This window comes from Bacteroides sp. MSB163 (genome assembly GCF_036416795.1).
In the GTDB taxonomy this organism is placed as follows: Bacteria; Bacteroidota; Bacteroidia; order Bacteroidales; family Bacteroidaceae; genus Bacteroides; species Bacteroides maternus.
The window spans coordinates 1794268-1807406 of sequence record NZ_CP143867.1 but is presented as its reverse complement, the minus strand read 5'-3'; the positions used below and the strand labels follow the sequence as shown (position 1 = coordinate 1807406).

General features: G+C 46.8%; 6 protein-coding genes. All 6 read left to right on the top strand.

Annotated elements, in window-relative coordinates; translation table 11 throughout:
• Positions 1 to 17: 17 nt before the first annotated feature.
• The 6 genes from dusB (at position 18) to VYM24_RS06205 (ending at position 13084) form a co-directional block, all read left to right on the top strand.
• Positions 18 to 1007, top strand: a complete 990-nt coding sequence (gene dusB / locus VYM24_RS06230) for a tRNA dihydrouridine synthase DusB (RefSeq protein WP_330941765.1) — start codon at positions 18 to 20, stop codon at positions 1005 to 1007.
• Positions 1008 to 1175: 168 nt separating this feature from the next.
• Positions 1176 to 3008: an LPP20 family lipoprotein gene (locus VYM24_RS06225; protein WP_425286639.1), complete on the top strand. Its 1833-nt coding sequence runs from the start codon at positions 1176 to 1178 to the stop codon at positions 3006 to 3008.
• Positions 3009 to 3313: 305 nt separating this feature from the next.
• Positions 3314 to 5917 (top strand): fibronectin type III domain-containing protein, encoded by a 2604-nt coding sequence (locus VYM24_RS06220; protein WP_330941764.1) that lies wholly within the window; start codon positions 3314 to 3316, stop codon positions 5915 to 5917.
• A 37-nt stretch (positions 5918 to 5954) separates the two neighbouring features.
• The gene (locus VYM24_RS06215) at positions 5955 to 9338 is read left to right on the top strand and encodes a leucine-rich repeat domain-containing protein (RefSeq protein ID WP_330941763.1); all 3384 of its coding nucleotides are present in this window, start codon (positions 5955 to 5957) and stop codon (positions 9336 to 9338) included.
• 49 nt (positions 9339 to 9387) lie between these two features.
• Positions 9388 to 10767, top strand: coding sequence for a PEGA domain-containing protein (locus VYM24_RS06210; protein ID WP_330941762.1), 1380 nt, complete (start codon positions 9388 to 9390; stop codon positions 10765 to 10767).
• A 22-nt stretch (positions 10768 to 10789) separates the two neighbouring features.
• The gene (locus VYM24_RS06205; protein WP_330941761.1) at positions 10790 to 13084 is read left to right on the top strand and encodes a hypothetical protein; all 2295 of its coding nucleotides are present in this window, start codon (positions 10790 to 10792) and stop codon (positions 13082 to 13084) included.
• Positions 13085 to 13139 lie beyond the last annotated feature (55 nt).

Sequence of the window (13139 nt, the reverse complement as noted above, 5' to 3'; positions counted from 1 at the left end):
TTTAGTTCAATCGATTCATGAAGATAGGCCACATAGACCTGGGCGAACGCCCCATATTTTTAGCTCCGATGGAGGATGTCACCGACCCTGCATTCCGGTTGATGTGCAAGAAGTTCGGTGCCGACATGGTGTACACGGAATTCGTATCTGCCGATGCCCTGATACGCTCCGTCAGCAAGACCGAACAGAAGCTGAATATCAGTGATGAAGAACGGCCGGTAGCCATACAGATATATGGCAAAGATACCGAAACCATGGTGGAAGCCGCCCGCATCGTAGAAGAGGCGCGTCCGGATATTCTCGATATTAACTTCGGTTGTCCCGTGAAGCGTGTAGCGGGCAAGGGAGCCGGTGCGGGTATGTTGCAGAATATTCCCAAGATGCTGGAAATTACCCGTGCCGTGGTAGATGCCGTGAAGATACCGGTGAGCGTAAAAACCCGCCTGGGCTGGGATGCGAACAGCAAGATTATCGTGGAACTGGCAGAGCAATTACAGGATTGCGGCATTGCCGCACTTACCATACACGGCCGTACCCGTGCGCAGATGTACACCGGTGAGGCGGACTGGACACTTATCGGCGAAGTAAAGAAAAATCCGCGTATGCATATCCCCATCATTGGTAACGGTGACGTCACCACTCCCCAAAGGGCAAAGGAGTGTTTCGATCTTTATGGAGTGGATGCCATCATGATAGGCCGTGCCAGCTTTGGCCGCCCATGGATATTCAAGGAGGTGAGGCATTATCTGGAAACGGGTGAGGAGTTGCCACCACTAAGTGCCGAGTGGAAACTGGATGTGTTACGCCAGGAGGTAGTGGACAGCGTCAATCTGCTGGATGAAAGAAGAGGAATCCTGCATGTACGTCGCCACCTTGCTGCAAGTCCGCTGTTCAAGGGGATACCCAATTTCCGGGAAACGCGTATTGCCATGCTGCGGGCAGAGACGAAAGAAGAATTGTTCCGTATATTCGACGATATTGCCCCCATACTTCATTCACCCGCATAACTCCTAAACGCCCTCCAATATCTATCCGGACCAGATACGGTTCGGGTACGGCCCGGATACAATTCAAAGAATACAATTACGAGTATCCCTTGACAGGCATAAAAAATAACTTACTGAAATGCTACTTTATAGAAAAAAGTTCCTACTTTTGCAAAGAATTGAAACAACATGAAAAGCAACAACATGAAAAGGAGCGCATTTATCATCGTTACATTCTTATTTATTGCCCTTGCCGCAAAAGGACAATCCATTGAAGAAATACAAACCAGCAAAGACTACATCTGGGGTACGGGAAACGCCGCTACCCTGAAAAAAGCCGATAATGAAGCACTTGCTGCGCTGATCAGCCAGATATCTACCAACGTATCTTCCAAGTTCGAACAACTGACCGAAGGCGGAATGAGCGGTGATCAAGCAACCGTGGACGAGACATTCAAGTCCGTCATTAACACCTACTCACGTGCCACGTTGAACAACACCCGCCGCATCGTGATACAAAACGAACCGGAAGCCGTTGTCATGCGCTACATTAAAGTGGCTGAAATACAACGCATCTTCGACGGACGCAAGACAAAGATACTCGACTTCGCCCAGGAAGCCATCCGCGCCGAGAAAAAAGCGCAAGTAGCCGACGCCCTGCGCTACTATTACTGGGCACTCGTCCTGCTCCAAAGCTATCCCGACGGCAACTTCCTCACCATGAAAGATGAGGAAGGCAAAGACCTTTTACTCACCACCTGGATTCCCAAACAGATGAACGACATCTTCTCCAATCTGAAAGTAAGCATGGAAAGCACCCATCTGGACGGTGATCTGAAAACAATCAACCTCAAAGTACTCTATAAAGGACAGCCCGCCCGCAACTACGATTACACTTATTTCGACGGTCGCGACTGGTCCAATATCTTCTCAGCCAAAGACGGCACAGGCATCGTGGAACTTCCCGTACTTGCCAACGCCCGCAATCTGCAACTGCGCACCGAGTATATGTTTGAAGGTGAGGCAAATATCGACAACGAGCTGTCCGAAGTGATGGGAACCGTCAACCCCATAGCCATGCGCAACTGCGCCTTGAAACTGGAAGGGGAAGAGCCGAAACCCGGCGAAGAGAAGACCGAGGAAGCCTTAATGGCAGAGTCAGACAGTGCCACCACCACAAACAGCGGTATGCATTATCTGTCCACCATGGAATCCGCAGCCTACGACGACACCATGAAGAAAGTGGAAAAAGCTATTCGCACACGAAATTTCACCGATATACAATCCTTATGTACCGAAAGCGGATACGATATGTTCAACCGTCTCATCAAATACGGACAAGGCAAAATCATCAACGAACCGGAATTCAGATTCTTAGAGTGCAATGGGGAAGTAACTTGCCGCAGTCTGCCCATGAGTTTCAAGTTCAGTAACCAGCGCACGTTTGTAGAAGATGTAGTGTTTACTCTGAACAAGGAAGGCAAGATAGATTGCCTCTCCTTCGGCCTCAACAAACCTGCCGTAGATGATATCATGAACCAGACTTCCTGGAACGATACCGTTCGCAACGTACTTATCAACTTCCTCGAAAGTTATAAGACGGCTTATGCTTTGAAGCGCTACGATTATATCAACAGCATTTTCTCTGATGATGCCTTGATTATCACCGGTTCAGTACTGAAACACACTGCCAGCAACGAAGGACAGGTCATGAGCAAGCAAGCCGTAAAGTATACCCGCCAGACAAAGTCGGAATACATGAAGAAATTACAGCACATTTTCCGTAGCTCGGAATTTATCAACCTCCGCTTTGCCGACAACCAAGTTCGCAAGTCGGGTGTAGGAGGCGAGATCTACGGCATTCAGATCAAGCAGGATTACTTCTCGTCCAGCTACGGAGATACGGGCTATCTGTTCCTGATGGTAGACCTGAACAACCCTAAAGAACCGGTGATCCACGTACGTACCTGGCAGCCGGAAAAGGATCCGAACTTCGGATTGATAGATTTAAGCCACTTCTGATTCTCTATTTCACCACAGAGTCCCACAGAGTTTTAGATTGATTTGAAATCAAAACTCTATGGGACTCTGTACTACTCTATGATGAACATACAATAAAATAGCCGAACAGCAACACTTTTGTCACGGTTTTCCGTTACAAATAAAATATTTTACTAACATCTTTTAATTATTGAGATAAAAAAAGAATAATGGGACAAAAATTATATATATATTTGTAACGAAGAATATTAAACAACATTTTACACACTTAATTTATGGGTCAACAATACGCATTTAGGCATGCGCACGTCGTTAGACATGTATGTATGCTATTGTTCTTGTTGCCGTTCATGATGGGTTGTGAAGAGGACAAAGAGCCTTCAGTCTATTCACCGACACTGACTACTAACAGTGTTACGGGTTTGAGCCGTTTTGGAGCTACTTTCCAAGGAACGGTGGTGAAGCATCCCGGCAGTACCGGAGAACTGAAAATAGGCTTCCTTTATTCCACATCAGCCAGCTTGAGCAACGCACAAGAAGCGAACGCTACCCCGGGAGACGGCAATAACTATACTGCCGCAGTCCAAGGACTGAAGCCCGGAGAAAAGTATTATTATTGCATCTTTGCCCGCAGCGGTAAATCCGTTGTCAAGGGAAAGACCAGTAGTTTCAACACCGAAGACGCCATTCCGCCTTCACTAAGCATTGCCGAAGCAACTGAGGTGACCGAAAACGGCGCCACACTCACTGCCACCATTACGGATAATGGCGGCTACGAACCTACGGTACGTGGGTTTGCCTATGCCATGTACGTGGAGAACGCCGGCGAGCCAACCCTCGACGATAACACCAAACTGGTGATTGGCGATAAGTTTGAAGTAACGTTATCGGATCTGGCAGCTAATACTACCTACATCGTCCGTCCTTATGCCACCAATGACGCAGGAACAGGCTACGGTGAGTCTGTCAGGTTCACTACCAGTCAACAGAAAATCCCAATGGTCATTGCCAACGGTTCGGGTAGCCTTGCCAATAAGCCAGTGGAAGTCGTTGCGTACGAGGCCGTCTGCATGGGTGCGGTCACTGAAGACCATGGTTTTACGGTTACAGAATATGGCTTCTGCTACAGTACCGAAAGCCGTCAGCCCACTATCGAAGGAAGCCAGTGCGTGCAAGCGCAAGACGGTGCCAAGGGATTCTCTGCTACCCTGAAGGAGTTGACAGCCAGTACCAAATACTATATGCGGGCGTATGCCAAAAGCGAGAAAGGCGTAGGCTACAGTGCAACAGTAGAGTTCACGACTGACAAAGAGCAGGTGGTATCACTTACACAAGCTACCGTCACGGCCCTGACTTCTTCTTCAGCTACTATTACCGCACAGATGGCGTACGAGTCCTTTAGCATAGTAACAGAAAAAGGTATCTGTTACGGTAAAGCGGCAAATCCTTCCACCGATGGAGACAAGGTTACGGACAGCAGTACAGAACATAAGGTGACCGCTACCGTCACCGGGCTGGCGGAAGGAGATACTTACCATGCCCGCGCGTATGCAATTACCCGCGACGGTACCTTCTATAGCGGTGATATCCAGTTCAATACTGAAACCACGTTTGCTCCTACACTTGGAAAACCTTCTGTATATGACAAGACGGAAACAGGTGCCAAAGTACGCGCAAGTATCGCTACCAATGGCGGACTGGAAGTGACGGAGAAAGGTATTTGCTACAGCAGCACGAAGCATGAACCGACAGTAGATGATCAGAAAATCACATCTACGGAAGCGGATAACAATATTCTCGTCAGCCTCAACGGTTTGCAGGGTGGTATCACTTACTACGTACGTGCGTACGCCATCAATGCCAAGGGCACAGGCTACAGTACAGTAGAGCAGTTTACGACTACAAAGCATACTGAACCTACACTGAATGGCCTGAACATATCCTCCATTAATGATGATAACGCGAAAGCCTCAGCCACCATTTCCAACCTGGGCGGTGAAGGAGAAACCATTACCGAACGCGGATTCGTGGTAGCTGCCGGACAGACTCCAAGCGTAGACGACGGATACTCGCTCAAGTTCGTATCAAAAGACACAAAGGAGGATTTCACCGCACAACTGACAGGGTTGAGCTATTCCACCTTATATAATATACGCGCATACGCGAAGAACAGCGTAGGAACAGGCTATAGCAGTATGCTTTCATTCGAGACGGGAAGCAGCACCACCGCCACCGTAAGCGAATTGAAGTGCACCAAGACGGAAGCCTACAGCCTGAGTTTCGAGTTTGAAGTCACCGCCACCGGAAATGCGGAGCTGACAGACTACGGATTCAAATGGCGGGCTGCCAATGGGGGCGAAGAAACCACCGCAAAGGGTACCCTCAACGGAAAGATGGTGACGGGAACGATTACCGGACTGACGGAAAACACGTCTTATCGAGTATACGGATATGCGACTAATAAGAATGGGACGACGGAGACTTACAGTTCACCCTTCACCACAGACAAGTTACCACCCGGAGCAGGAGACAATCCGCTTCCTGGTGACAATGACGGAATCAAACTTCCAAGTGTAAGTTATACCAATGTAAGCAATATTCACACGACCTATGTACGTATCAAGGCCCAAATAAATAATGATGGAGGAACTGCAATAACTGAGAAAGGTTTCTGTTGGTGCCTCGATACAGAAGGTATACCTACCATCGAAAGCAATGTGGTGCCGATTACTACTCAAGGTAATCAAATGAGCCATCTATTGGAAGGACTTACTGCAAAGACCTCTTATCGCGTTCGTGCATATGCCCGAAACAGTAAAGGTATCAGTTATGGAAACGAAGCTTACTTCACCACCGAAGATGACAGTAAGCCCGGACCGGGAGATGGTGATAACCCCACTCCAGATCCACTAAGCCGTAATAAAAGATAAACAACAATTATGAATAATAATAAAAACATATACGATTATGAAATTAAAGTATTTCTACACAAGCGTATGCATCATGCTAGCAGGCATATTCTGCGCCAATGCACAAACCGTAAAGAACGTTACACTGACAGAAGCAGGAACGCTCTCTACTAAAATCACAGAGTCAGAACAGGCTACACTGACCGAACTCACTGTAACTGGACCACTGAACGGAACAGACATTGCACTTATTCGTGGTGCAGCGCCCACACTGGAAAAACTCAACATGAAGAATGCAAGCATCGTAGAAGGGGGAAGTGCTTATTTTGTCTATGAAGGCAAAAGCTACACAACAACAAACAACGTAATCGGTAATTACATGTTTTTTGCCATGAGCAATCTAAAAACATTAATATTGCCAAGTAATGTGGAAGAAATAGGGGAATTCAAAAGTAAAAACTGGAGTAAATATGAATTTGCCAGTAGTTATTCAATAGCCCGCTGTTCCATGTTGGAGACTGTAGAGTTACCGTCAACTTTATATAGCATTGGTGGACACGCCTTTTCTGCCTGCGCCCGATTAGCTTCTATTACTATACCAGAGGGAGTAGAAATAATAGGTACATATGCTTTTGAGAATTGTAAGAATTTAAAAACAGTGAAGTTTCCCTCCACTTTTGGAATAAGAAACAAAACCTTTGAAGGAGCATATAATCCTGACAATGAATTTCAACAAGCATTAGCATATGGTGATTATGTTGGATATATTTTTACGAATTGTACAGCCCTAACCGATGTCAGCATTCCGGAAGGAGTGCCAAGCCTTACTTACGGAATGTTCAATGGTTGTGCAAAGCTTGCAACAGTTGCCTTGCCTTCTACTCTAAAAACTTTGAACGGCGCTTTTAACGGATGTACCGGTTTAGTAAATATTGATTTGCCTACTGGCTTAACTGGAGCAGGTAGTTTCAACGGCTGTGAGAAATTAACCAAGATTTCCATCCCTGATGGAGTTACAGAATGTCCATCTTTTGCAAATTGCACAGCCCTGACTGAAATCAAACTTCCTACTAATATAACAACGATTGGGTATAACGCATTTGCAGGATGTTCCTCACTAACAGAGATTTCAGTACCATCCGCTGTTACCTCCATCGAAACATCAGCTTTTGAAAATTGTACCTCTTTGGTAAAAGTTACGTTAAGTGCAGAACTTACCAGTATAGGAGAACATGCTTTTGGAGAATGTGACAAACTTCCTTCTATAACAATTCCTAACAAAGTTATATCTCTAGCAGACAGAGCATTCCGCTCTTGTGACGCCTTAGAAACTGTAGTTTTACCACGTGGTTTGAACTCGATGGGAAGAGAGTGTTTCTATTATTGCCAAAAACTTACAACGATTAATTTACCAGATAATCTCTTTGAAATAGGAAATAGCGCATTCGGTGAAGACATCGCTTTAGAAAGTATACAATTGCCCAATAATTTAACAGAAATACCATCAAACATGTTTGATGGATGTACCTCTCTCAAAAATGTAACATTACCCAATTCCCTTATTAAAATAGGTTATAGCGCATTCAGGAATTGTACTCCTCTATCTAAAATTACTATTCCCGGAAGTACACAATCAATCGGCAGCGAGGCTTTTGCAAATACTTCACTAACAGAAGTTGTTTTAAGTAACGGATTACTTTCTTTAGGAGATAATGCTTTTAGTGGTTGCGATAAACTAACTACTGTTACCTATCCCGAAACCATTGATATCATCAGCGGATTTAGTAATACCGGAGTATCTGTAGTTAAATTTGCCGAAGGCGCTACACCCACACAAATTGCAGATGGAGCTTTTGCCAATTGCCCGAATTTGAAAACATTTACGATACCGGAATCAGTCACCAGCATAAAAGATAACGCATTTTCACGCAGTGGTCTGGAAAGCATTAAATTTCCAGAGACAGTAACAGAATATGGTTCATCTATCCTGGCATATTGCAATAATTTAACCAAAATAGAGTTTCCACAAAACATGACTGTTGTCCCTTACAGAATTGCATTCGGATGTTCAAGTATAAAGCAAGTTATATTACCAAACAACATAACCATTATAGACGACCAAGCTTTTCAAGATTGCAAAAATTTAGAAGAAATCAATTTACCTGAAATATTAACAGAGATAAGACATTTAGCTTTTGGTTACTGTGAAAAACTTACTAAAATTACTATTCCTCAAAATGTAACCATTATCGGAAAAGAGGCATTCGACAGTAGTGGTCTAACTGATATAGAAATACCTACAAACACAAGTACAATAGAGGAGCATGCATTCGATAGATTATATAATCTCAATTCGGTTGTATGGAACCCAGCCACACCATTCCCTAATAATGTATTTGCTCATACCAAGTATTTATTCCTACCTGAAAGTGGTACTGTTACAAATAAAAATTGTGCCGACCATATATTCTATGGTGGAGTAACGGATTCACTACATATTGATGAATCCACCAGATACAGTAACCCTTCCTTTACTCTACCTCGTGCATTAAAAGCAAAAAAAGTGGCTTATGAACGCGACTTCAATGCTACCAGTGGATATGGAGAAGCTGCCGGTTGGCAGACTATTGTATTACCCTTCGATGTTACTGAAATCAGTTTTAAACGTGGATATGGCGAAGATGCGGAAATTATTCCACTTGCTCCCTTTGGAAACCAAGCTCTCGAAACTGCAGGAACATTACCTTTCTGGCTATATGAACTGGGAACGGATGGCAATTACAAAGCTGCCACGGCTATAAAAGCCAATCACCCTTACTTGATTTGCATGCCAAACAATGATAAATACCCAAGCAGCAGTAACATCTATGGAGAAGTGAAATTTGCCAACAACAATGAAGCCGGTGTATCACTTGTCGCTACGGAAGGAGCCTTGAAGCCCAGTGTAGGAACAAAATTCAACCTAGTCCCCACATACGATCGAGTAATGATGAGCGAAAACGTATACGCACTAAATGTACACAATTGGTATCAAAGCGATGAAAAGCAATATGCTCCCGGGAGCGTATTTGTAAGAAACTACAACGACGGTGGCTACACTGATGATCCCGCCGTTTATCCTTTCCGTGCCTATCTCACCACCAATGAAGGTCAGACAGCAACTTCTACCAGCGCCCCCATGCTCTACAGCATCGGCGGCGGTGACGGCACCATCACCGGCATCGAAGACGTTCCATTCGCCACTCCGGACAAAGCTACGAAAGCCTACAGCCGTGACGGCGTGCTCTACATCAACACCGATGCCGACCGTACTATCCGCATCTACGACGTCACCGGACGTACCGTACGCATCATCGAAGCCCGCGAAGGCGTGAACGAAGTGCACGGACTGGACAGTGGCATCTACCTGTTGGAAGGTCAGAAAGTGGCTGTCGGACGATAATCCAGAGAATCAGAAACGGAATAAGAAACGTGAATAAACGAACAATAGAATGAAATCAAACAAACTAAAATGCTGGTTGGCAGCGGTTGTGGTAGCAGTGATCTGCTGCCCCACCGCACTGGCGCAGCAAAGCAAAATAGCCGTCGCATCGTTCAATCGCATGGAAACGGACATCACGGCACGCGTAACCGCCCCGAAGAAAGACCAGAACGGCGAAATCTGTGCCCTGATCCGTATCGTAACCAACGTAAAGGATCTCATGTTCGAACCGGACGCGCTCGGCATCACGGCACGCGAAAACAAAACCGGAGAAATCTGGCTGTATGTCCCCCGTGGCGCACGCCGTATCTCCATTTTGCACGACCAACTGGGTATCCTGCGAAACTACTTCTATCCGGACATCATCGAAAAAGGTACCGTATACGAAATGGTGCTGAACACCGGTGACAGCGAAGACAAGCCCGTTGTGGAAAATAACATGCAGTTCTTCGTACTGCGCCCCGAGCCTGCCAACGCCAACGTATATGTAGACGATGAACAAGTGCCTATCGAAAACGGACTCTTCTCTGCAACCATGCCCAAGGGCGAACATACCTACCGCGTAGAAGCCCCCATGTATCAGCCGGATGCCGGAATCGTTACGCTGGGCAGCGAACAGGTAATAAAGAGCGTCACCCTGAAGCCCAAGTTCGGCTACATGGAAATCTTCTCCTTGCCCGAACAGGATGCCGACGTCTATATTGACAGCGTTCTGGTAGGAAAGACTCCCTATCGCAGCGACCGCATGGCCATCAAGGAATATAAGGTACGCATCGAGAAGCAGACCTACTTCCCTATCGACACCTTGCTGAACGTGACCGCCGGAGAAACCGTGCGCCCCACCTTCCACATGGAGTCCACCATCAAGCCTAAAGTACCGATGAACACCCTCGTCATGCTTCAAGCCGGATACAACCCCAACGGAACCACTTTTGGCGCCATGCTGGGCTTCGGCCGGAAAAATGGTTTCTATGTAGGTTTCCGCAGCGACTTCGGTTCGGCAAGCGGCGAACTGGAATGTAACGGAGACGGTATCGTAGAAGGTATCGATGCTACGACTCCGCCTTTCTATAAAGAAGGAGTGAAAAACAAATCGCGCATGTCCATCACAGGCGGTTATTTCCGCCAGCTGGGTAAGAAGTTCTACCTCTATGCCGGTGCCGGATACGGTACACGCACGCTGACTTACGAACTGGCTGCCCCCATGACCATAGGCGAAAAAGAATATGCCGAAGGCACACAGGTGAAAGATATGGATAATTCCGCCACAGGCGTGGCCGGTGAATTGGGCGGTATCCTGCGTTTCGGCAAGTTCTGCATTTCGGTAGGCTTCCACACCGTGAACTTCAAGTATCATGAAGTGACCGGCGGTCTGGGATTTGTATTCTAATCTACTAAACAAGCGAATCACAATGAAAATAAATCAGATAAAGAACGTGGTTCTCCCCTTGCTTCTTCTATTCTGCCTGATAGGTTGCAGCGAGGACAAAGAACCGCAAACATACCCGCCAACGCTGGTGACCAACAGTGCCGCAGACATGACCCGCTTCGAGGCTCTCCTGTCCGGTAGTGTTGTAGAGCACGCCAACAGCATTGCCAAGGTAGAAGTCTTCTTCCTTTTCGCCAAGGGAAATTCGCTGACGGACGCGGAAGAATTTGCAGCCACACCGGACAACACCACGGAGGGCAGATATACCTGCCTCATCGACGGATTAAGCCCGGGAAACGAATATTGTTATAGCATCTGCGCCCGCAGCGGAGGCAGTGTAGCCAAAGGAGAAGTCATTCAGTTTGCAACCCTCTCAAGTACCTCTCCCGTAGTGGCAACCACCGTTGCCACCAACGTCAACGAGAACGGCGCTTTGCTGAGCAGCAACATCACCGACAACGGTGGACAAAGTGTTACGCAGCGAGGATTTGCTTACAAGGTTTATCAGGAAGGCATGCCCGAACCTACTACTTACGACAAGACCCGGACAGTCAGTATAGAAGCTGAAAATTTCAGTGCTCAACTTTCCGAGTTGCAGCCTCTGACCAAATATATCGTCAGAGCCTATGCCATCAATAAAGCTGGAACCGGCTACGGCGAAGCGATAACCTTCACCACCGAAGAACTGAAAATCCCTCAACTGACCTGTACGATGGGAGACATCACGGCATTTGCCGCCACTCCTTCTGCGGTTATCAGTACAAACGGAGGGTTCAAGGTGACAGAGTATGGTTTCTGCTGGAGCACCGAAAACCAGGTGCCTACTATCGAAAACCTCAAAACCGTGACCGGAAAAGATGAAGCAACCCAATTCAGTGAAATCATCGAAGACTTGAACCCTGTGACGACTTACTACTTGCGTGCGTATGCCGTCAACGAAAAAGGGACGGGATACAGCAACATCCTCACGTTCAAGACTGAAGAAAAACAAGTCGCCACGCTCACGACTCCCGTAGCAAGCAACATCGAGGTTACTTCCGCCACATTAAGCAGTTCCATACAGATTCCTGCAGGCGTAGAAGTAACGGAGAAAGGTATCTGCTACAGCATCTTCTCCACCAAACCCGCAACGGATGGCCCGCATGTCACTGATACAAATCAAGGAAATACGATCAATGTAAACCTGGTAGATTTGAATGAAGGTGCATCATACTATGCCACTGCATACGCCGTGACACGCGACGGTACATTCTACAGCGAAGCTACTCTGTTCACGCTGGGACGTACTTACGAACCCACCGTCACCATCTCCGAAATAACCGGAATCGGCGAGACTGAAGCTACCGTGAAGGCCGGTATCACTACCGATGGCGGACGTAAGGTAACGGAGAAAGGTATCTGCTGGAGTAGCACTTCCTCCACTCCTACACTGGACGATAGTTGGATGAAAGACGAAAGTACCGGAAACAACATCAGTCTGAAACTGACTTCTCTGGAAAAGGGCCAAAAGTACTACGTACGTGCCTACGCCAAGAATGTGAACGGAACAGGCTATAGTCCTGCCTTTGAGTTCACCACGGCACTGACCAAAGCCCCCGAAGTAGTGAATATGGAGATGACTGCCATCCACGATGATCATTCTACCGCGCAAGCCGTAATTTCCGACAAAGGCGGACTTGAAATCACTGAAAGAGGATTTGTATACTCCACCACTGTCGTCAGCCCCACCATAGGTGCGGCAGGAGTCATCAAAGTTGCATCCGGCTCTAAAGATGATACGTTCACAGCAGAATTGAAAGGGTTAGCATATCGGACCCGTTATTATATCTGTGCATACGCCACCAACGCCAAAGGCACCTCTTATAGTTCGCCCACCAACTTCGTCACCTCTTACTCTTCTGTGCCAAACACTTTCGCCCAGATAGAGGAAAGTAGCATAGGCAGCACTACCGCCACCATGAGCGGCAAGATTACCAACGACGGTGGTGACGGAAGCGAGGCGCTTGAAATCGAGGAGGTAGGTTTCTGCTGGAGTGAAAACAATTCTGAACCGACCATAGAGAAGGATAGCCACATCAAGGTGACGCTGAATGCTGATAAGACATTCACCCTCAATGCTACCGGTCTGAAGGCATATACTTACTACTATGTACGTGCTTATGCCAAAAACAAGAATGGTATAGGATATAGTTATTACACGACTTTCCGTACGCTACGTACTACACCGGGAGGAGACGATAACATTCCACCGGGAAATACTACAAAAAGCGTCAAGTAAGCCTTTGTAATAGGTTACAAACTATTGCTATAAATTATTCAGCCCTTGCTTTATT